18 protein-coding genes are annotated in these 20,509 nt (G+C 51.4%); 8 read left to right on the top strand and 10 right to left on the bottom strand.

What is annotated here, in order from left to right; all coding sequences use genetic code 11:
• Nucleotides 1–28 precede the first annotated feature (28 nt).
• From atpB to asnC, 6 genes are all read right to left on the bottom strand, one after another.
• Nucleotides 29–844 carry a F0F1 ATP synthase subunit A gene (atpB, locus tag OGV85_RS01670; protein WP_003023792.1) on the bottom strand — a complete coding sequence of 272 codons (816 nt, stop codon included), beginning with the start codon at nucleotides 842–844 and terminating at the stop codon, nucleotides 29–31.
• A gap of 7 nt (nucleotides 845–851) precedes the next feature.
• Nucleotides 852–1,232 carry a F0F1 ATP synthase subunit I gene (atpI, locus tag OGV85_RS01665; RefSeq protein ID WP_003023790.1) on the bottom strand — a complete coding sequence of 127 codons (381 nt, stop codon included), beginning with the start codon at nucleotides 1,230–1,232 and terminating at the stop codon, nucleotides 852–854.
• A 614-nt stretch (nucleotides 1,233–1,846) separates the two neighbouring features.
• A complete protein-coding gene (gene rsmG, locus OGV85_RS01660; protein WP_003023788.1) occupies nucleotides 1,847–2,470 on the bottom strand; it encodes a 16S rRNA (guanine(527)-N(7))-methyltransferase RsmG in 624 nt (207 codons plus the stop codon).
• Between the two features lie 101 nt (nucleotides 2,471–2,571).
• On the bottom strand, nucleotides 2,572–4,461 hold the full coding sequence (gene mnmG, locus OGV85_RS01655) for a tRNA uridine-5-carboxymethylaminomethyl(34) synthesis enzyme MnmG (RefSeq protein WP_003023784.1): 1,890 nt from the start codon (nucleotides 4,459–4,461) through the stop codon (nucleotides 2,572–2,574).
• Nucleotides 4,462–4,833: 372 nt separating this feature from the next.
• Nucleotides 4,834–5,283, bottom strand: a complete 450-nt coding sequence (gene mioC / locus OGV85_RS01650) for an FMN-binding protein MioC (RefSeq protein WP_003023782.1) — start codon at nucleotides 5,281–5,283, stop codon at nucleotides 4,834–4,836.
• Nucleotides 5,284–5,371: 88 nt separating this feature from the next.
• Nucleotides 5,372–5,830 carry a transcriptional regulator AsnC gene (asnC, locus tag OGV85_RS01645; RefSeq protein ID WP_003023780.1) on the bottom strand — a complete coding sequence of 153 codons (459 nt, stop codon included), beginning with the start codon at nucleotides 5,828–5,830 and terminating at the stop codon, nucleotides 5,372–5,374.
• A gap of 151 nt (nucleotides 5,831–5,981) precedes the next feature.
• Here asnC and asnA point away from each other — a divergent pair, with 151 nt between their 5' ends.
• Nucleotides 5,982–6,974: an aspartate--ammonia ligase gene (gene asnA, locus OGV85_RS01640; RefSeq protein ID WP_003827009.1), complete on the top strand. Its 993-nt coding sequence runs from the start codon at nucleotides 5,982–5,984 to the stop codon at nucleotides 6,972–6,974.
• Between the two features lie 3 nt (nucleotides 6,975–6,977).
• On the opposite strand, the gene viaA is transcribed toward asnA, so the two are convergent.
• Nucleotides 6,978–8,429: an ATPase RavA stimulator ViaA gene (gene viaA / locus OGV85_RS01635; RefSeq protein ID WP_003023773.1), complete on the bottom strand. Its 1,452-nt coding sequence runs from the start codon at nucleotides 8,427–8,429 to the stop codon at nucleotides 6,978–6,980.
• Nucleotides 8,423–9,919, bottom strand: a complete 1,497-nt coding sequence (gene ravA / locus OGV85_RS01630; RefSeq protein ID WP_044700493.1) for an ATPase RavA — start codon at nucleotides 9,917–9,919, stop codon at nucleotides 8,423–8,425. The genes viaA and ravA overlap by 7 nt, the downstream gene beginning before the upstream one ends.
• Nucleotides 9,920–10,248: 329 nt before the next feature.
• On the opposite strand from ravA, the gene kup reads away from it, so the two are divergent.
• The 7 genes from kup (at nucleotide 10,249) to rbsR (ending at nucleotide 18,195) form a co-directional block, all read left to right on the top strand.
• A complete protein-coding gene (gene kup, locus OGV85_RS01625) occupies nucleotides 10,249–12,117 on the top strand; it encodes a low affinity potassium transporter Kup (protein WP_003023768.1) in 1,869 nt (622 codons plus the stop codon).
• 192 nt (nucleotides 12,118–12,309) lie between these two features.
• Nucleotides 12,310–12,729: a D-ribose pyranase gene (gene rbsD / locus OGV85_RS01620; protein WP_003023766.1), complete on the top strand. Its 420-nt coding sequence runs from the start codon at nucleotides 12,310–12,312 to the stop codon at nucleotides 12,727–12,729.
• A gap of 7 nt (nucleotides 12,730–12,736) precedes the next feature.
• The gene (gene rbsA / locus OGV85_RS01615; protein WP_286552940.1) at nucleotides 12,737–14,242 is read left to right on the top strand and encodes a ribose ABC transporter ATP-binding protein RbsA; all 1,506 of its coding nucleotides are present in this window, start codon (nucleotides 12,737–12,739) and stop codon (nucleotides 14,240–14,242) included.
• A 5-nt stretch (nucleotides 14,243–14,247) separates the two neighbouring features.
• On the top strand, nucleotides 14,248–15,213 hold the full coding sequence (gene rbsC / locus OGV85_RS01610; protein WP_003023762.1) for a ribose ABC transporter permease: 966 nt from the start codon (nucleotides 14,248–14,250) through the stop codon (nucleotides 15,211–15,213).
• Nucleotides 15,214–15,237: 24 nt separating this feature from the next.
• Nucleotides 15,238–16,128, top strand: coding sequence for a ribose ABC transporter substrate-binding protein RbsB (gene rbsB, locus OGV85_RS01605; RefSeq protein WP_003023760.1), 891 nt, complete (start codon nucleotides 15,238–15,240; stop codon nucleotides 16,126–16,128).
• Nucleotides 16,129–16,269: 141 nt separating this feature from the next.
• Entirely contained in the window at nucleotides 16,270–17,199 is a 930-nt protein-coding gene (rbsK, locus tag OGV85_RS01600; protein ID WP_003023758.1) for a ribokinase, read from the top strand.
• A gap of 3 nt (nucleotides 17,200–17,202) precedes the next feature.
• Complete coding sequence (gene rbsR / locus OGV85_RS01595) at nucleotides 17,203–18,195, top strand: ribose operon transcriptional repressor RbsR (RefSeq protein ID WP_003023757.1); 993 nt, start codon at nucleotides 17,203–17,205, stop codon at nucleotides 18,193–18,195.
• On the opposite strand, the gene mdtD is transcribed toward rbsR, so the two are convergent.
• Together mdtD and OGV85_RS01585 are read right to left on the bottom strand one after the other, a co-directional pair.
• Entirely contained in the window at nucleotides 18,161–19,588 is a 1,428-nt protein-coding gene (gene mdtD, locus OGV85_RS01590; RefSeq protein ID WP_061547768.1) for a multidrug transporter subunit MdtD, read from the bottom strand. The two genes, rbsR and mdtD, sit on opposite strands and share 35 nt — an antisense overlap.
• Before the next feature lies 1 nt (nucleotide 19,589).
• On the bottom strand, nucleotides 19,590–20,294 hold the full coding sequence (locus OGV85_RS01585) for a FadR/GntR family transcriptional regulator (protein ID WP_003023753.1): 705 nt from the start codon (nucleotides 20,292–20,294) through the stop codon (nucleotides 19,590–19,592).
• Between the last annotated feature and the right edge of the window lie 215 nt (nucleotides 20,295–20,509).

The following is a 20,509-nucleotide window of genomic DNA, read 5'->3' as shown; positions in this document are numbered from 1 at the left end:
TCAGTTAAAACGTAGTAGTGTTGGTAAATTAATGCTCTTCAGATGCCATCGACAGATAGACAATCGTCAGAACCATAAATATGAAGGCTTGCAGCGTGATAATCAGTATGTGGAAAATGGCCCACGGCACATTCAGGATCCACTGTGACCACCACGGCAACAGACCAGCAATCAGAATGAAAATCAGCTCACCAGCGTACATGTTACCGAACAGTCGCAGACCAAGTGAGATTGGTTTGGACAGCAGGCTTACCCCTTCAAGGATTAAGTTGACAGGGATGAACGCCCAGTGATTGAACGGCTGCAGCGTCAACTCTTTCGCGAAGCCACCGATGCCTTTCATTTTGATGCTGTAGAACAGAATGAGGATAAATACGCCCAGCGCCATCGACAGGGTGATGTTCACGTCAGCAGACGGAACCACACGCAGAGCCGGTAGGCCAAAGATATGCTCACCGATGTACGGCAGCAGGTCGATAGGCAGCAAATCCATCAAGTTCATCAGGAATACCCAGACGAAAATCGTCAGGGCCAGCGGAGCAATCAGCTTGCTTTTGCCATGGTACATGTCTTTCACGCTACCATGCACAAAGCCGATTACCAGCTCAATCGCAGTCTGAAATTTACCTGGTACGCCGCTGGTCGCCTTTTTGGCTACGCTACGGAACATAAGCAGGAACAACAGACCCAGAACCACCGAGAAGAAAATGGAGTCAATATTGAGCGTCCAGAAGGTGGCTGGGGGGTTGTGCGGATCCACCAGCGAGAATGTACGTAGGTCCAACTGAAGGTTATTCAGATGGTGCCCTATGTAATCCTGCGGCGTCATATTTTCTGAAGCCATGATGCCTTTACCCTTTGTTGTTAATTACAGCCGGCGCCAGTATCTGAACCACCAGCACCAAAACCCACGTAACGATCAGCGGCATGAATACCGCTTTCAAAACAGCCAACGCCACCACCAACAACACCAGCATAGCTAATACCTTGAAGGCTTCGCCGAAAGCGAACGTCCAGGCCACTCGGCCTTTAGCTGGTGTATGTGCCTGGTGACGCCAGGCAAATATCATAAACAACACATTAGGCAGTAACACTGCCAATCCACCGCACAATGCGGAGATGCCCCAGAAAGGGTCTTTGAGGCTAAATAGCAGTCCACTTGCTATTACCGCCAGAAACTGTGTGAGCAAAAGCTTACGAGCAACGTTTCGACTCAAGAGCGACATAGACATCACGTTTTTACTCCTGCTCCCTTCGAGGTATGCCGCGTGTCGTATAAAACGTTCTTTATGGCTTAGAGTCAAGCATCAAAAAGCGGTCAAATTATACGGTGCGCCTTCTCGATTTCAAACAATAAGTAGCTAAAAAGTGAATAAATGTTTAAATATTTTTCGCTACGCCACATTTATCACTTTTATGCAAACTGTGAACGATCATGCAAAACTGCAAAAGCCGCGTAAACACTGGCTGCAAAGCGTGCACCAGATCACATATTAAGCATATTCGCCCCGGCACTATTTATTTACTTGGCAAATGATGCCATTTCAACTTTTTGATATTTAAGCCTAAAATTCGTTACTGTTTTAAAAATAGCGAATAACAACAAAAAAACCACCCATTGACATTTATAATAAAAAATTAACACGAGCGGTGATTCTTTGATTCTATTTTTAGCAGGCTGATATTTTCACAGCTGACTTGTTTCACTTTTAACAAAAAACGGTACGTTATAGTTATGATGCAAAACCGTAAGGCATTAGTGAAATGTAACGACATTTAACCACACTATTCCTTATGACTTTTAACACCCGAAGAACCGTTTTTTTTCTATTTTTTTTGATAAAAATTAAATTTTGTTTGGCTTAATAACCACCAGATGACGTTCACCATCCAGTTGCGGAACGCGTAATTTTTCGACCGACTCGACGCTGAATTCTGCAGGCAACGAGGCAATTTCATCTTCAGGCAACTGCCCTTTTAGCGCATAAAAACGCCCTTCCTGACCAGGCAAATGATGGCACCAGCTCACCATATCATTGAGTGACGCGAAAGCACGGCTAATCACCCCATCAAACGGCGGCTCTGAAGGGAATTCTTCAACGCGACTTTGCACTGGAGTGATGTTAGTAAGCGCAAGCTCATGCTGCACCTGGCGCAAGAAACGAACGCGTTTTCCCAGGCTATCCAGCAGTGTGAAATGCGCTTCAGGACGTACGATGGAGAGAGGGATTCCCGGTAGGCCCGGACCAGTGCCGACATCGATAAAACGCTCGCCCTTCAGGTACGGCGCGACGACAATGCTGTCCAGAATATGGCGCACCAGCATTTCGTTGGGATCACGCACCGACGTCAGGTTGTACGCTTTGTTCCATTTATGCAGCATATCGACATACGCAATCAGCTGATTTTTCTGGTGATCGGTAAGAGAAATACCGGCATCAGCCAGCAGACGAGAGAGTTTGTTGAGCACGGTCGTTACCTGTAAATAATCTATTGCCCGACGCGCTGTCGCTTATCGGGCCGACAAATTTGTAGGGCGGGCAAACGAAGCACTCCCGCCAAAAAGTGATATCAAGCGCTGCGACGCAGCATACCTTGTTTTTTCAGCCATACCAGCAGAATGGAGATGGCGGCAGGTGTTACGCCGGAAATACGCGATGCCTGGCCGATCGATACCGGTTTGTGATCGTTCAGTTTGGCAATGACCTCATTCGACAAGCCGGAGACCTGACGATAATCCAGCGTTGCAGGCAACAGGGTGTTCTCATTACGCTGTTGTCTCTCGATCTCTTCCTGCTGACGGGCGATATATCCTTCGTATTTCACCTGAATTTCAACCTGCTCCGCGGCCTGAGCATCATCAAGCGCAGGTGCAAACGCAGATAAAGAGGTCAACTGAGCATAGGTCATATCCGGGCGACGCAGCAGATCTTCACCGCTCGCTTCACGTGACAGAGGTGTCGCCAGGTGAGCATTCACTTCTGCAGCGGACTCCGCTAACGGATTCACCCAGGTTGATTTGAGACGCTGGCGTTCTTGTTCAATACGCTCCAGCTTCTCGTTGAAGCGAGCCCAACGCTCATCGTCCACCAGTCCCAGCTCACGGCCAATTTCGGTCAGACGCAGGTCGGCGTTATCTTCGCGCAGCATCAAACGGTATTCCGCGCGTGAGGTGAACATGCGGTACGGTTCTTTGGTGCCCAGCGTACACAGATCGTCCACCAGCACACCAAGATAAGCCTGATCGCGGCGCGGCGCCCAGCCGTCTTTGTCAGCAGACAAGCGTGCGGCGTTCAGACCAGCCAGCATCCCTTGCGCGGCAGCTTCTTCATAACCGGTCGTACCGTTGATCTGACCAGCAAAGAACAGACCCTGGATGAATTTGCTTTCCAGAGTAGGTTTCAGGTCGCGCGGATCGAAGAAATCATACTCAATCGCGTAGCCAGGACGGACGATTCTGGCATTTTCCATCCCCTGCATGGAACGGACAATTTGCATCTGCACATCGAACGGCAGGCTGGTGGAGATGCCATTCGGGTAAATTTCGTTAGACGTCAGTCCTTCCGGTTCGAGGAAGATCTGATGTTGGTTACGATCGGCAAAGCGCATCACTTTGTCTTCGATCGACGGGCAATAGCGTGGGCCGATACCTTCGATCACGCCTGCGTACATCGGGCTACGATCGAGGTTATTACGGATCACATCATGGGTTTTTTCATTGGTATGCGTGATATAACACGGCATCTGGCGCGGATGTTGAGATGCATCGCCCAGGAATGAGAAGACCGGCATCGGGTTATCGCTGTTTTGCTGGCCGAGCACGCTGAAATCAATCGTGCGCGCATCGATTCGCGGCGGTGTACCGGTTTTCAGGCGACTGACGCGCAGCGGCAGTTCACGCAGACGACGTGACAGCGGAATAGACGGCGGATCGCCAGCGCGGCCACCGCTGTAGTTGTCCAGACCAATATGAATTTTGCCGTCGAGGAAAGTCCCCACGGTTAACACGACCGCTTTGGCACGGAACTTCAGTCCCATTTGGGTCACTGCGCCCACGACACGATCGTTTTCAACAATCAGATCTTCAACCGCTTGTTGGAAGATCATCAGGTTAGGTTGATTCTCCAGCGCGGTACGTACTGCCTGGCGATAGAGCACACGATCGGCCTGAGCGCGAGTAGCACGAACGGCAGGCCCTTTGCTGGCGTTTAGTATCCTAAACTGGATACCCGCATGGTCGATCGCTTTTGCCATCAACCCACCAAGCGCATCCACTTCTTTTACCAGGTGTCCCTTCCCAATACCGCCGATCGCCGGGTTGCAGCTCATCTGTCCCAGAGTGTCGATATTGTGTGTCAAAAGCAGAGTCTGTTGACCCATTCGCGCCGCGGCCATTGCGGCCTCGGTGCCTGCATGACCCCCGCCAATGATGATGACGTCAAAAGGATCCTGATAAAACATGGTGATTGCCTCGCATAACGCGGTGTGAAAATGGATTGAAGCCCGGGCCGTGGATTCTACTCAACTTTAGTCGATGGAGAAAGACCTGGGATCCTGGGTATTAAAAAGAAGATCTTTTTATTTAGAGATCTGTTTTATTGTGATCTCTTATTAGGATCGCACCTTTCTGTGGATAAGGTCGATCCTTTAAGTAAGATCAACAGGTTGCTGAGGATCATTAGCTGTGAATGATCGGTGATCCTGGTCCGTATAAGCTGGGATCAGAATGAAGGGTTATACACAACTCAAAAACTGAACAACGGTTGTTCTTGGGATAACTACCGGTTGATCCAAGCTTTTAACCAGAGTTATCCACATAAAAAAGTACGATCTTTACAAATCTCTGAGCAACGGATGCCACGATCCCAGCCAAATTTCAGCCGGATCTTCCGGAATTTCATGTTCCAGTACGTTGATCCTGAGTGTTTCGCCGATCTGTTTTGCCCCACAGGCCTTCAATTCGGCTTCCAGCTTGTCGATTGCGCCGCAAAAGGTGTCATATTCACGACTGCCGATCCCGATTGCACCAAAGTGCACTTGTGACAGGTTCGGTTTCTGCTCGCGTAAGGCATCATATAAAGGCTGCAGGTTGTCAGGAATGTCTCCTGCTCCGTGTGTGGAGCTGATAATCAGCCAGATCCCGTCAGTCGGAACCTCTTCAAGCATTGGCCCATGCAGTATTTCGCTGGAAAAACCGGCGTCGTCCAGCTTTTCAGCCAGATGCTCTGCTACATATTCCGCACTGCCAAGCGTACTACCGCTGATAAGAGTGATGTCTGCCATGATCGCCCACCTTTATAAAGAGGGCGTATTGTACGCTGTGTGCGAGCTGGGATCTACCTGTGGAAAAATAGGGGATTAAAAAAACCGATCATGGCTTGATGGTACGCATAATCGGGTTCTGCAAGACGATCAGGGTTTCAGTGGACTGAATTTCGTCAATTGTTTGGATCTTGTTGATAAGTACCTGCTGCAACGCGTCGATCGATTTGCACATTACCTTAATAAAGATGCTGTAGTGCCCGGTGGTGTAATACGCTTCGGTCACTTCATCGAGGCTTTCCAGTCTTGCAAGTGCTGACGGATAGTCTTTCGCACTTTTCAGAATGATGCCGATAAAGCAGCCGACGTCGTAACCCAATTGTTTGGGACTAACATCAATCCGCGCGCCGGTAATGATCCCGGCCTGCTTCATCTTTTCTACGCGAACGTGAATTGTTCCTGGGCTGACGCCGAACTGTTTGGCTAATTCTGCGTAGGCAGTACGGGCATTTTCCATCAGGGCATCAAGAATGCCGCGGTCCAGATTGTCGATCTGATAATTTTCCATAGGTTTTTCTTATGTAGATTAATGATTCCCTCTATTTTAGTCGTTAATTTTAACGAATCAAAATCGAAGTCGGCTTTTTGTTTGTTGATTATTGAATATTACCTCCATTCTGTTGCTTAATCATAGGCAACAGGACACAGGAGTACACATAATGAAAACCGCTTACATTGCCAAACAACGTCAAATTAGCTTCGTAAAATCTCATTTTTCTCGCCAGCTGGAAGAGCGTTTAGGTCTGATCGAAGTTCAGGCTCCGATCCTCAGCCGCGTTGGAGATGGCACGCAGGATAACTTGTCGGGCTGTGAAAAAGCGGTGCAGGTGAAGGTTAAAGCATTGCCAGACGCTCAATTCGAAGTGGTTCATTCACTGGCGAAGTGGAAGCGTCAAACGTTAGGACAACACGACTTTAGCGCAGGCGAGGGGCTGTACACGCACATGAAAGCCCTGCGTCCCGATGAAGATCGCCTCTCCCCGCTGCACTCAGTGTACGTTGACCAGTGGGACTGGGAGCGCGTGATGGGCGACGGTGAGCGTCAATTCTCCACTCTGAAAAGCACGGTAGAGGCTATCTGGGCGGGAATTAAGGCCACCGAAGCTGCGGTTAGCAAAGAGTTTGGTCTGGCACCGTTCCTGCCAGAGCAGATCCACTTTGTTCATAGCCAGGAGCTGCTATCTCGTTATCCGGATCTTGACGCAAAAGGTCGTGAACGTGCGATCGCTAAAGAGCTGGGCGCGGTATTCCTGGTGGGGATCGGCGGTAAACTCAGTGACGGTCACCGTCATGATGTACGCGCGCCAGATTATGATGACTGGAGTTCAGCGTCTGAGCTGGGTCATGCCGGTCTGAACGGTGATATTCTGGTCTGGAACCCGGTTCTGGAAGATGCGTTTGAGCTGTCTTCTATGGGGATCCGTGTGGATGCTGACGCTCTGAAACACCAGCTGTCTTTGACCGGTGATGAAGATCGCCTGAGTCTGGAATGGCACCAGGCGCTGCTGCGTGGTGAAATGCCGCAGACAATTGGTGGGGGGATTGGGCAGTCGCGTCTGACCATGCTGTTGCTGCAATTACCGCACATTGGCCAGGTTCAGTGTGGCGTATGGCCGGCCCAGGTACGTGAAAGCGTCGCTTCTCTGCTGTAACAATTAACGCCGCCAGCGTCTGAGCAGGCGGCTTCGCATCCCGGTATCAAAGCGCCAGATATGATCGAAAATGCGCATGATGCCGGGTTTGCCATGTGCTGACATCGCTACCGCATGAAAACGGTGCTGGTGCACCCGCTGTAATTCCCCCACTTTGCTGACGACTTCATCGGGTAATCGCTGAGCGATAAAATCTGAGATAACCACCGCATCGGCATCAAACCATTCCCGACCCTGCATGCGTTCAATAATGGCGCGAAAACAGCTGGCAATATCAGTGCCCCCACGAAAGCGCTGACTTAAAAAGCGGATCGCCTGTTCGATGCCCTCCGGGCCGGAAAGCTCATAGCGCACCACTTCTGTTGAAAACAGCATAATGAAACAGCGCCGGTTATCGGCAAGGGCGACGCGCATTAGCGCCAGGCAAAAGGCTTTCGCACACTGCTCATTAAATCCGCCCATCGATCCTGATGTATCAACGCAGACGATAAAAGGTCCGCGCGGCTGCTCGTCAAAATCCTGATGCACCACCGGACGTTCTGTTACTTTCTCACGCCATGCTTCGCCGTGCAGGCGGTAGGTCAGCAGTTGCTTTTCCACCAGCCGTCGGTAGAACTCGTATTCCAGTTCGGTTATGCCCAACGTGGCCAGTTCTGGCGGTAGCAGGCGCAGGATATCGTCACTTTGCTGGATGCCATCCACCTGCTCCGGGACGGTTGCCGGTTCGCGCACCAGGGTACGGAAGGTTTCCATTGGCGCATCTTTACGCGGCACGGATTTCGCCTCTCTGGAACGACCTAACTGCTCGGCCAGGCGCTGGAGTTCGGGTTGTTGCGTCAGAAATTCGCCGTATTTCACCATCAACTGATAATCACCGCGCTTGATTTGGCCCGCGCTCATATCCCACAACCGGCCTGCAGCGTTGTCATTTTCCGCCAGAACGGGTTCCAGTTGTCCGCTAAGGGTCATCCGTTCCTGTACTTCACTGAGCAAATGCTCGCGCTCTTCTTCCAGCAGTTGCTGATTCAGCGTTGTGGTTTGCACCACCAGGCTCAGGCGCCAGCGCTGGAGAAAAAGCGTATGCAGGGCGGGCGTAAAGGTGCTGTTGTCATTGACCAGTTGCTGCGCTTGCCCAGCCCAGGGCGAATGGAGTCGGTGCAATAGCGATAATATTTGCGGTAGTTGAACGATAAACTGCGCATGAGAGAGGAGCTGGCTTTGTTGATAACAAATGACCTCTTCTGCCAACTCTGGCGGCACATGGGTATCTTTGAGGCGGCTACGCAAAGATTCGCGCCAGCGGGGAATATCGTCAGTGATCGCTTTTTTAAGGCGAGGAAATTTTTTAAAAAATACCACCATCTTTGGGGAAGCCAACAGGGCGACGATCATCTCTTCGATCATCGCCTCTTCGCTGACTGCCAGCATTATGTTGAGTGTATCAAGGGTCAGCATTGTTGCGCCTGGCGGATTTGCGCCCCGACATCCTGCAGGCTGGCCTCAATGCGGCCTAACCAGTCGCTATGAATAAACAGGCATTTTTGCTGTTCGCTGAATGCGCTGTGCTGCTGATGCCACTCGTTATCGAGGGCTTCAAGCTCCTGTTTTATCTCTGCGGGCATACTCTCTTGCGAAGCCCCCGGCAGCGCCAGGCGAGAACCCTGTAAACTGACATCGCGCACAACCAGATGCTGTGCACTATCGACTTCCATATTCAGCGTTTGGGCAAAGCCGATCCCGTTTAATTTTCCGCGGATTTCACCGCCTTTTGTTAGCCACAGTTCCAGCGCACTGCGTTCGAAAGCAATATGGATAACTTCCATATCATGCAGCTTTAATGGCTTTTGTAGCAGTAATGTCACGACTGAGGACGTAGCTTCCGGTGGTAAATCATAATGAGGACGACGACTGAACATGCCACCCTGACGGATTACCGTGAACGCCGTTTTGTCGCTTTGTTGCTGCTGGAGTTGAATGCGGCGCTGCACAATACTGCCCAGGCGCGTCAGCATGGCTTGCTGCTGCCAGGCGTGTCCGGTCATCAATATTTCAAGCTGCTGTTGCATCAGATTCAGGCTTTGCGCGTCGTACCACAGACAATCTTTCAGCAGGATCAGGTCGATAGGTACTACCGCATCACGTCCGCTAAAGAAAGCGCTGGCCTGGAGTAAGCGGATCGCTTTTTTCCAGCGACGATCGGACACGTAGGGGGCATTCGGTAGCGTGTCCAACTGCTGGCGTAGGGTGAAAATAAGCTCAAACACGCGATCGGGAAGCTTGATGGCGCCAATGTCTTTTTGCCACTGGTGATACTCTTCATCCGTCACCTGCAATGATGCGGGGACCGGGTTGTCGCTTTCATCCTGCTGACTTAGCAGCATGGAGCGGAAATTGGCCTTGTCCTGAACTTTATCCAGCCACAGACGGATCAGCATTCGGTCGTACAGTGCTTCCAGGCTGCTGTCGGCTTCAGGCAGTTCGTTGGAAGCGGCCACCAGCAGACGCATCGGAATTTTTTCTTCATACGCGCCGTTGCGAAAGTGACGTTCGTTAATGGCGGTCAGCAGGGTGTTAAGAATTGCCGGGCCTGCTTTCCAGATTTCATCGAGAAAAACGATTTCAGCTTCAGGAAGATAGCCCGCCGTTAAGCGTTCATAGCGACCTTCGTCTTTAAGGGCCTGAATGGACAGCGGGCCGAAAACTTCTTCCGGCGTAGAGAAGCGCGTCATCAGGTATTCAAAAGCGCGTGCATTTTGGAAGGCAAACTTTAGTCGGCGGGCAATTAAGCTCTTTGCGATCCCCGGGGGCCCTAATAAGAAAACGCTCTCGCCGCTGAGTGCTGCCAGCAGACACAGACGAATGGCGTGGCTACGTTCAAAAAGTCCCTTTTCCAGCGCATTGCTCAGACGGGAAATTCTTTCCGCTAATAAATGTGGGTGAGCCATAATGAAGTGGCGTCCTTTCGCCAAATGTACTGCATAAACTGCGAGTATAGATGCTTCACACCATTGCAGTAATAGACTGAAGGTGCGCTTATTTTTCTTTGAGCCAGATTAATCTGGTCTCATTTAGGGGTACGATTTTGTGATTAATCGTGCATACTGTGCGCCTTTTTGTGGGCCAAGGGACGACGCACACATTTCTTATATATACACCAAATCAATCAAGCTGCACCAAGGCGGCAATGGAGTTTTCTCCTGGGATGGGGGGAATAACGAATGCAGCCCACACGGAGTGGCTTGAAAGATGATGTGTATAAACGAAAGACGAGTCTATGAGCACTGATAATAAACAATCATTGTCTGCGATTACCCTTGCAGCCATTGGGGTTGTCTACGGTGATATTGGTACCAGCCCACTTTATACGCTTCGTGAATGTTTGTCCGGCCAGTTTGGTTTTGGCGTTGAACGTGATGCCGTATTTGGTTTTCTCTCGCTGATTTTCTGGCTGCTGATCTTTGTTGTCTCCATTAAATACCTGACGTTTGTCATGCGCGCAGATAACGCCGGAGAAGGCGGGATCCTGACGCTGATGTCATTGGCCGGGCGCAATACCTCGGCACGAACAACCTCCATGCTGGTCATTATGGGATTGATAGGCGGCAGCTTCTTCTATGGTGAAGTGGTGATTACGCCAGCCATTTCTGTGATGTCTGCGATTGAAGGTCTGGAGATTATTGCCCCGCAACTGGATACCTGGATTGTTCCGCTCTCGATAATCGTACTGACCCTGCTGTTTTTGATTCAAAAACACGGTACCGGCATGGTCGGTAAGCTGTTTGCGCCGATTATGCTGCTGTGGTTCCTGACGCTGGCGGTTTTAGGCGTGCGCAGTATTATTGGCAATCCGGAAGTACTGCAGGCGCTAAATCCGTATTGGGCGGTGCATTTCTTCCTCGAATTCAAAACGTTGTCTTTTATTGCGCTGGGTGCGGTGGTGCTGTCGATTACCGGTGTTGAAGCGCTGTATGCGGATATGGGCCACTTCGGTAAGTTGCCGATTCGCCTGGCATGGTTCTCTGTGGTGTTGCCTTCACTGGTACTGAACTATTTTGGTCAGGGGGCGCTATTGTTAAAGCATCCTGAAGCGATCAAAAACCCGTTCTTCCTGTTGGCGCCAGACTGGGCGTTGATCCCGCTACTGATCCTCGCCGCGCTGGCGACGGTAATCGCTTCGCAGGCGGTTATCTCCGGTGTCTTCTCGCTGACGCGTCAGGCCGTGCGTTTGGGATATTTATCGCCAATGCGCATTATCCATACCTCGGAAATGGAGTCGGGCCAGATCTACATTCCTTTCGTTAACTGGATGCTCTATTTTGCGGTGGTTATCGTGATTGTGAGTTTTGAACACTCCAGTAATCTGGCCGCGGCGTACGGGATTGCGGTAACGGGGACGATGGTGCTGACCTCTATTTTGTCGACCACCGTGGCGCGCAAAAACTGGCACTGGAATAAATACTTCGTCTTCCTGATCCTGGTGGCATTCTTGTGCGTCGATGTTCCGCTGTTCTCCGCGAACCTCGATAAACTGATTTCCGGCGGTTGGCTGCCTCTGACGTTGGGTCTGGTGATGTTCACCATCATGACCACCTGGAAAAGTGAACGCTTCCGTCTGCTGCGTCGCATGCATGAGCACGGTAACTCTCTGGAGGCGATGATTGCTTCTCTGGAGAAATCGCCACCGGTACGCGTGCCGGGAACGGCGGTGTATATGTCCCGCGCACTGAACGTCATCCCGTTTGCGCTTCTGCATAACCTCAAACATAACAAGGTGCTGCATGAGCGCGTTATTCTGCTGACGCTGCGCACGGAAGATGCGCCCTATGTTCACAACGTGCGTAGGGTGCAGATTGAGCAGTTATCGCCCACCTTCTGGCGCGTGGTTGCCAGTTACGGTTGGCGCGAAACGCCGAACGTGGAGGAAGTGTTCCATCGCTGCGGTCTGGAAGGCTTAAGCTGCCGGATGATGGAAACCTCCTTCTTCATGTCGCACGAGTCGCTGATTGTCGGCAAACGACCATGGTACTTGCGTCTGCGCGGTAAGCTGTATCTGCTGTTACAGCGCAATGCGCTGCGTGCGCCGGACCAGTTTGAAATCCCACCGAACCGGGTTATTGAGCTCGGTACTCAGGTCGAGATTTAATCTCATCGACGCCCTCTTTCATCGCGAAAGGGGGCGTTTTGTTTTGCCCCTCCCAGTTTTCATTTCATCTAATGATAATCCTTGCGAAACGTTTCGATGGCGATCACATTTTCGTAACGTCGCGGTGGTTTTCTGTCCACTCTTCGCACTACACTTATCTCCAGCGAAACGTTTCGCTAGTGGGGAAAGAAAATGAAGAAAGGCACGGTACTCAACTCTGAAATTTCATCGGTGATCTCCCGTCTGGGGCATACCGATACGCTGGTGGTGTGTGATGCAGGTTTACCCATCCCGAACAGCACAACGCGTATCGATATGGCATTAACCCAGGGCGTACCTTCTTTTATGCAGGTACTGGATGTGGTCACACGTGAAATGCAGGTCGAGGCGGCCATTCTCGCGTCGGAAATTAAACAACATAATCCGCAACTCCACGAAACGTTGCTCAGCCACATTGAGCAACTGCAACAACACCAGGGAAACACCATAGAAATTCGTTACACCACGCATGAACAATTCAAAAAACAAACCGCAGACAGTCAGGCGGTAATTCGCAGCGGAGAGTGTTCTCCGTATGCGAATATTATTCTCTGTGCTGGCGTCACGTTCTGAGGCCATCATGAACGCATTACTGCAACTCAAAGGGATCGATAAAGCGTTCCCGGGCGTAAAAGCGCTATCCGGCGCCGCGCTGAATGTCTACCCAGGCCGCGTAATGGCGCTGGTGGGCGAAAACGGTGCGGGTAAATCCACCATGATGAAGGTGCTGACCGGAATCTACACCCGTGATGCCGGTTCCTTATTGTGGCTGGGTAAAGAGACCACCTTTAACGGCCCGAAATCCTCCCAGGAAGCCGGAATCGGTATCATCCACCAGGAGCTGAACCTGATCCCGCAACTCACTATCGCTGAAAACATTTTTCTCGGTCGTGAGTTTGTGAATCGCTTTGGCAAAATTGACTGGAAGAAGATGTACGCCGAAGCCGATCTGCTGCTCGCCAAACTCAATCTGCGCTTTAAAAGCGACAGGCTGGTCGGTGAGCTGTCGATTGGCGATCAGCAGATGGTCGAAATTGCCAAAGTGCTGAGCTTTGAATCGAAGGTCATCATTATGGATGAACCGACGGATGCCCTCACCGATAATGAAACCGAATCCCTGTTCCGCGTCATTCGCGAACTGAAATCCCAGGGACGCGGCATTGTCTATATTTCTCACCGCATGAAAGAGATCTTCGAGATTTGCGATGACGTAACAGTCTTCCGCGACGGGCAGTTTATTGCCGAGCGTGAAGTCGCATCGCTTACCGAAGACTCGCTGATTGAAATGATGGTGGGACGTAAGCTGGAAGATCAGTACCCGCGCCTGGAAAAAGCGCCGGGTGATATTCGCCTGAAGGTCGATAATTTGTGCGGTCCTGGCGTAAACAATGTGTCATTCACGCTGCGTAAAGGCGAGATCCTTGGCGTATCGGGGCTGATGGGGGCAGGACGTACCGAGCTGATGAAAGTGTTGTACGGCGCATTGCCACGCACCAGCGGCTACGTCACGCTTGATGGCCATGAAGTGGTTACCCGTTCGCCGCAGGATGGACTGGCTAACGGCATCGTCTATATTTCTGAAGACCGTAAACGCGATGGTTTAGTGCTCGGCATGTCGGTGAAAGAGAACATGTCACTGACCGCGCTGCGCTATTTCAGCCGTGCAGGCGGAAGCCTTAAACATAAAGATGAGCAGCAGGCGGTAGGGGATTTTATTCGCCTGTTCAATGTTAAAACGCCATCGATGGAACAGGCTATCGGCCTGCTCTCCGGCGGTAACCAGCAGAAAGTGGCGATTGCGCGCGGTCTGATGACCCGGCCAAAAGTGCTGATCCTTGATGAACCAACGCGCGGCGTTGACGTTGGGGCCAAGAAAGAAATCTATCAGCTTATCAACCAGTTTAAGGCCGATGGGCTGAGTATCATTCTGGTCTCTTCTGAGATGCCAGAAGTATTGGGCATGAGCGATCGAATTATCGTTATGCATGAAGGGCATCTCGGCGGTGAATTCACTCGCGAGCAGGCCACTCAGGAAGTATTAATGGCTGCCGCTGTGGGCAAGCTTAATCGCGTGAATCAGGAGTAAAAAAGATGACTACCCAGGCTGTTTCTGGTCGCCGTTATTTCACTAAAGCATGGCTTCTGGAGCAAAAGTCGCTCATCGCTCTGTTAGTGCTGATCGCGATTGTTTCCACCATGAGCCCTAACTTTTTTACCGTTAATAACCTGTTCAACATTCTTCAGCAAACGTCGGTGAACGCCATCATGGCGGTTGGCATGACGCTGGTTATCCTGACGTCGGGTATCGATCTGTCCGTCGGTTCATTGCTGGCGCTGACCGGTGCGGTTGCGGCTTCGATTGTAGGGATTGAAGTCAATGCGCTGGTGGCTGTTGCTGCGGCCCTGGCGCTCGGCGCTGCCATTGGCGCGGTGACCGGAGTGATTGTCGCGAAAGGTCGCGTGCAGGCGTTTATCGCGACTCTGGTTATGATGCTGCTGCTGCGCGGTGTGACCATGGTCTACACCAACGGCAGTCCGGTAAACACCGGGTTTACTGACAATGCCGATCTGTTTGGCTGGTTCGGGATTGGTCGTCCGTTAGGCGTCCCTACGCCGGTGTGGATCATGGGGATCGTCTTCCTCGCGGCGTGGTACATGCTGCACCACACGCGTCTGGGGCGTTATATCTATGCGCTGGGCGGTAACGAAGCGGCAACGCGTCTGTCCGGTATCAGCGTCAGTAAAATCAAAATTATCGTTTACTCACTGTGCGGTCTGCTGGCATCGCTGGCGGGCATCATTGAAGTTGCGCGCCTCTCCTCTGCGCAACCGACGGCAGGTACTGGCTATGAGTTGGATGCTATCGCTGCGGTGGTATTAGGCGGAACTAGCCTGGCGGGTGGTAAAGGACGAATTGTTGGGACGCTGATCGGCGCATTGATTCTTGGTTTCCTCAATAATGGGTTGAATTTGTTAGGTGTATCCTCCTATTACCAGATGATCGTCAAAGCGGTGGTGATTTTGCTGGCGGTACTGGTAGACAACAAAAAGCAGTAACAACGATTACAGGACATCTTAAATATGAACATGAAAAAACTGGCTACCCTGGTTTCTGCTGTTGCGCTAAGCGCCACCGTGAGCGCGAATGCGATGGCTAAAGATACCATTGCGCTGGTGGTCTCCACCCTCAATAACCCGTTCTTTGTTTCTCTGAAGGATGGGGCGCAAAAAGAGGCGGATAAGCTGGGTTACAACCTGGTGATTCTGGACTCGCAGAACAACCCGGCGAAAGAGCTGGCTAACGTTCAGGACTTAACGGTTCGTGGAACTAAAATTCTGCTGATCAACCCAACCGACTCTGATGCCGTTGGTAATGCTGTGAAGATGGCTAACCAGGCAAAAATTCCGGTTATTACCCTTGACCGTGTTGCCTCCAAAGGCGAAGTGGTAAGCCACATTGCGTCTGATAACGTGTTGGGCGGCAAAATTGCGGGTGATTACATCGCGAAGAAAGCAGGTGAAGGCGCGAAAGTTATCGAACTGCAGGGGATTGCCGGTACTTCTGCGGCGCGTGAGCGTGGCGAAGGTTTCCAGCAGGCCGTTGCGGCACACAAATTTAACGTCCTGGCCAGCCAGCCGGCAGACTTCGACCGCACTAAAGGTTTGAACGTTATGCAGAACCTGCTGACCGCGCATCCTGATGTGCAGGCCGTATTTGCTCAGAACGATGAAATGGCGCTGGGTGCGCTGCGCGCACTGCAAACCGCGGGTAAATCTGATGTGATGGTGGTTGGATTTGACGGCACTCCAGATGGCGAAAAAGCAGTAAATGATGGCAAACTGGCTGCGACCATTGCTCAGTTGCCGGATCAGATCGGCGCGAAAGGCGTTGAGACTGCGGATAAAGTCCTGAAAGGCGAGAAGGTTCAGGCTAAATATCCGGTTGACCTGAAGCTGGTCATCAAGCAGTAATACCGATTCAGGTCGCTCGCGGCCTGATGGAGACATAAATACGCCATCCCCGTATCTGGTTTTGGGGATGAAAGCGTAAAAAGAAAAGCAGGGCACGCGCCACCCTAACCCGGTGGCGCACTTTGACTTGGAACACCAAATATGAAAACCGCAGGCAACCTCGTTGTTCTTGGCAGTATCAATGCCGATCACATCCTTAACCTTAACTCTTTCCCGACACCTGGTGAAACCGTAACCGGTAGCCATTATCAGGTCGCATTTGGCGGTAAAGGCGCGAATCAGGCTGTTGCTGCGGGTCGTAGTGGCGCGAATATCGCATTCATTGCCTGTACGGGCGATGATGATATTGGCGAAAGTGTGCGTAAACAGTTAGCCAAAGACAACATTGATATTGCGCCGATTAGCGTAATTTCGGGGGAATCGACCGGTGTTGCGTTGATTTTTGTGAATGGTGAAGGTGAGAACGTTATCGGCATTCATGCCGGAGCTAACGCAGCTCTTTCGCCAGCGCTGGTGGAAGCACAGCATGAGCGTATTGCGCAGGCGTCCGCTTTGCTGATGCAGCTAGAGTCGCCGATCGAAAGCGTTCTGGCTGCGGCAAAGATTGCACATCAAAATAAGACCATGGTCGCCCTAAACCCGGCTCCGGCACGTGAACTTTCTGACGAGCTGTTGGCGCTGGTAGATATTATTACCCCGAATGAAACCGAGGCTGAAAAGCTGACGGGGATCCGGGTTGAAAATGATGAAGACGCGGCCAAAGCGGCGCAGGCATTGCATGCTAAAGGAATCCATACTGTACTGATTACCTTAGGGAGTCGCGGTGTGTGGGCCAGCGTGAATGGCGAAGGTCAGCGAGTGCCCGGTTTTAAAGTGGAAGCCGTTGATACTATTGCCGCCGGAGACACCTTTAATGGCGCGTTAATTACAGCGTTACTGGAAGAGACTCCGCTGCCTGAAGCGATCCGTTTTGCGCATGCCGCTGCGGCGATTGCGGTTACCCGTAAAGGTGCACAGCCTTCCGTTCCGTGGCGCGAAGAAATAGAAGCGTTTTTAAGTCAACAGAGGTAACGCTTGGCTACAATGAAGGACGTCGCCCGCCTGGCGGGTGTTTCCACGTCGACGGTTTCTCACGTCATTAATAAAGATCGCTTTGTCAGTGAGTCTGTCACTGACAAAGTAGAAGCTGCGATTAAAGCGCTTAACTACGCTCCCTCCGCGCTGGCGCGTAGCCTCAAGTTAAACCAGACCCGCACGATTGGCATGTTAATCACTGCCAGTACCAATCCCTTCTATTCTGAGCTGGTGCGCGGCGTTGAACGTAGCTGTTTTGAGCGCGGCTACAGCCTGGTGCTGTGCAATACCGAAGGCGATGAACAGCGCATGAACCGTAATCTGGAAACGCTGATGCAAAAACGCGTGGATGGCTTGCTGCTGCTCTGCACGGAAACACATCAGCCTTCCAGAGAGATAATGCAGCGTTATCCTTCTATACCGACCGTGATGATGGACTGGTCGCCCTTTGATGGTGAAAGCGATCTGATTCAGGATAACTCCCTGCTGGGCGGGGATTTAGCCACGCAACATCTTATCGAAAAAGGTTTTACGCGCATTGCCTGCATCACCGGGCCGCTGGATAAAACCCCGGCGCGTTTGCGCCTGGAAGGATATCGGGCGGCAATGAAGCGGGCGGGCTTGCCTGTCCCGGAAGGCTACGAGATTACCGGTGACTTTGAGTTCGGTGGCGGCTTTGAAGCTATGCAAACGTTGCTGTCGCATAAACAGCGACCGCAGGCCGTTTTTACCGGTAATGATGCAATGGCGGTTGGCGCGTATCAGGCTCTGTACCAGTCGGGATTGCGCATTCCGCAGGATATGGCGGTGGTGGGTTATGATGATATCGAGCTGGCGCGCTATATGACGCCTCCGCTGACGACCATACATCAACCAAAAGATGAATTGGGCGAACTGGCCATCGATGTATTAATCCATCGGATGGCCCAGCCCGCATTACAACAACAGCGTTTGCAGCTTACTCCTGTTTTGATGGAGCGGGGGTCGGTTTAGGTTTGTGCCGATCTTTGATCAGGTTACGTCCATCTTTAGCTTTTAGCAGCATGAACATCAGCGCGGATATTACCGTGATAGCGCCCATCGTCATAAAGGTGTAATGGAACTGCTCGACCGTATTGGTTCCTTCCATACCTTCATAGATACGCAGAACGGCGGCGCTGATGGCAACCCCTAAACTGATTGATAACTGCTGAGTAACGGCCAATACGCTGTTGCCGCTGCTGGCGTTTTCATCGGTCAGATCCGCCAGAGTGATAGTATTCATTGAGGTAAACTGGGTGGACATCGCCATACCTAAAATGAACAGCGGCAGGATCAGCATCCAGACCGGCATGGCAGGAGATTGCAAAGCGAACTGCGCAATCATCAGGCCGATAAAAACCGTAACACCCACCAATGTGGTCCTGTAGCCGAGTTTGCGCAGAACCTGCGTCACCATGGATTTTGCCAGAATTGAACCCAACGCCGTTGGCGCCATCATACAACCGGCTATCAGAGCCGGATATCCAAAGCCTACCTGCAACATCAGCGGCATTAAGAAGGGCACGCAACCTGTGCCCAGGCGAGTGGCGAGGTTGCCGGCGATCCCAACAGAAAAGGTTCGAGTCTTAAATATCGGAAGAGATATAAGTGGCGTTGGGTGACGACGAGCATGGCGAATATAGGCGAGTAGTAACAACACACTGGCAAGAATAATACCGAGTGCGATCCAGGTAGCGACAAGCTCCTCACCGAACAATTCAACGCCGCTGGAAAACAACACCAGGCTCAAACCAAACAGAAAGAAACCGGTCATATCAAAACCGCGGCGTGGGGTGGTGAAGTTCGGCATATATTTGCGGGCATAGAAGATACCGGCAATGCCAATTGGAATATTAATCAGGAAGATCCAGTGCCAACTGGCCCATGTAACCAGTACACCGCCCAATACCGGACCTAAAATCGGCCCCACAAGTCCAGGCATGGTGACGAAGTTAAGCACGGGAAGCAGTTCACTGCGAGGGTAGGCACGCAATAACGCCAGACGGGCAACGGGCATCATCATGGCGCCACCGATCCCCTGAATGACACGGAAAATCACCAGCTCGCTTAGGGAGCTGGACAGCGCACAGGCCAGCGATCCCAACGTAAACAGGCTAACAGCAATCATAAAGACGCGTCGGGTACCAAATCGGTCTGCCAACCAACCACTTACCGGGATCAGCATCGCGACCGTCAGGGTATAGCTGATAATGGCCGACTGCATGGCGAGCGGAGAGCGGTTAAGACTATGTGCTATTGCGGGTAGGGCGGTATTGAGGATAGTGGCGTCTAGTGCCTGCATAAAAAAGGCCATGGCTGCTATCCACGGTAGCCCGGCCATACTGCGTGATTTCTTTTCCGACATATTATTTATCCGGTAGCACGTTCGGTGCTATCAGCAATGCCTGACAAGCAGCAAAGGCGCGATCGCCATCGTTATCATCTATTGCATCGACAATGGCCTGGTGCAAATCCAGTTTCACCACATCGTTATAGGTAATAGAGGTAAAGTAGGTCTGGTAAACCGAATGGAACAGAGATGCAAAGGAAATAAGGAACGGATTCGCACTCATTTCATAGATGTGTTCATGCCAGGCGATATCAACCTCAATCCAGCGTTCGCGTCTGAAGTTTCTTTTCAGCTCGACCATCTCTTCCATCAGCGTGTTGAGGTGCGCTTTCTGTTCAGCCGTACCAATGGTTGCCGCCAGTAAACACGCCTGAGGCTCCAGGCTGATACGCATCACCAGAAAATGTTTAATGACCTGCGGGAAATTATCTTCCGTCATCCACCAGGTGAGCAGTTCCTGGTCGAGGAAGTTCCAGTTTGCTTGCGGCATGACGCGTGTGCCGATACGTGGGCGTGGTAATACCATACCTTTTGCCGTTAACGTTTTTACCGCCTCTCTTACCGCGGTGCGACTCACACCAAACTGATCGCCCAGCTCTATTTCGCCAGGCAATATAGCGCCCGGCGCGTATTCACCTTTTAATATTCGCTGAGCCAGCTTTTCGGCCAGAACGTAGGACAAGTTTTTCTGTGCGGCTAGCTGTTGGGCATTTAACGGCATGAATGTTCTTCCTTACTCTTTTTCTTATTCATTAGTATGCCACCTGGAAGTGTGATTGCGGCTGCAAAAACGGCAATTTGCTTATTTTATGGCATGTTAATGGTTGTTTTGGTGAAAAAACACGCATTCAGAAAGTTATTTTAAATTTCCCCTTGTCAGCCTGAAATAACTCCCTATAATGCGCCTCCACTGACACGGAACAACGGATTACAAGC

The organism is Citrobacter sp. Cf132, assembly GCF_030333885.1.
GTDB lineage: Bacteria > Pseudomonadota > Gammaproteobacteria > Enterobacterales > Enterobacteriaceae > Citrobacter > Citrobacter freundii.
This window is presented reverse-complemented; position numbering and strand designations above follow the sequence as displayed.

Coding starts and splice junctions, on each gene's coding strand:
- kup (WP_003023768.1), top strand. CDS start 10,249: ATGAGCACTGATAATAAACAATCATTGTCTGCGATTACCCTTGCAGCC.
- mioC (WP_003023782.1), bottom strand. CDS start 5,283: ATGGCAGACATCACTCTTATCAGCGGTAGTACGCTTGGCAGTGCGGAA.
- rbsD (WP_003023766.1), top strand. CDS start 12,310: ATGAAGAAAGGCACGGTACTCAACTCTGAAATTTCATCGGTGATCTCC.
- atpI (WP_003023790.1), bottom strand. CDS start 1,232: ATGTCTATGTCGCTCTTGAGTCGAAACGTTGCTCGTAAGCTTTTGCTC.
- rbsA (WP_286552940.1), top strand. CDS start 12,737: ATGAACGCATTACTGCAACTCAAAGGGATCGATAAAGCGTTCCCGGGC.
- rbsB (WP_003023760.1), top strand. CDS start 15,238: ATGAACATGAAAAAACTGGCTACCCTGGTTTCTGCTGTTGCGCTAAGC.
- asnC (WP_003023780.1), bottom strand. CDS start 5,830: ATGGAAAATTATCAGATCGACAATCTGGACCGCGGCATTCTTGATGCC.
- mdtD (WP_061547768.1), bottom strand. CDS start 19,588: ATGTCGGAAAAGAAATCACGCAGTATGGCCGGGCTACCGTGGATAGCA.
- atpB (WP_003023792.1), bottom strand. CDS start 844: ATGGCTTCAGAAAATATGACGCCGCAGGATTACATAGGGCACCATCTG.
- rbsK (WP_003023758.1), top strand. CDS start 16,270: ATGAAAACCGCAGGCAACCTCGTTGTTCTTGGCAGTATCAATGCCGAT.
- mnmG (WP_003023784.1), bottom strand. CDS start 4,461: ATGTTTTATCAGGATCCTTTTGACGTCATCATCATTGGCGGGGGTCAT.
- viaA (WP_003023773.1), bottom strand. CDS start 8,429: ATGCTGACCCTTGATACACTCAACATAATGCTGGCAGTCAGCGAAGAG.
- OGV85_RS01585 (WP_003023753.1), bottom strand. CDS start 20,294: ATGCCGTTAAATGCCCAACAGCTAGCCGCACAGAAAAACTTGTCCTAC.
- asnA (WP_003827009.1), top strand. CDS start 5,982: ATGAAAACCGCTTACATTGCCAAACAACGTCAAATTAGCTTCGTAAAA.
- rbsC (WP_003023762.1), top strand. CDS start 14,248: ATGACTACCCAGGCTGTTTCTGGTCGCCGTTATTTCACTAAAGCATGG.
- ravA (WP_044700493.1), bottom strand. CDS start 9,919: ATGGCTCACCCACATTTATTAGCGGAAAGAATTTCCCGTCTGAGCAAT.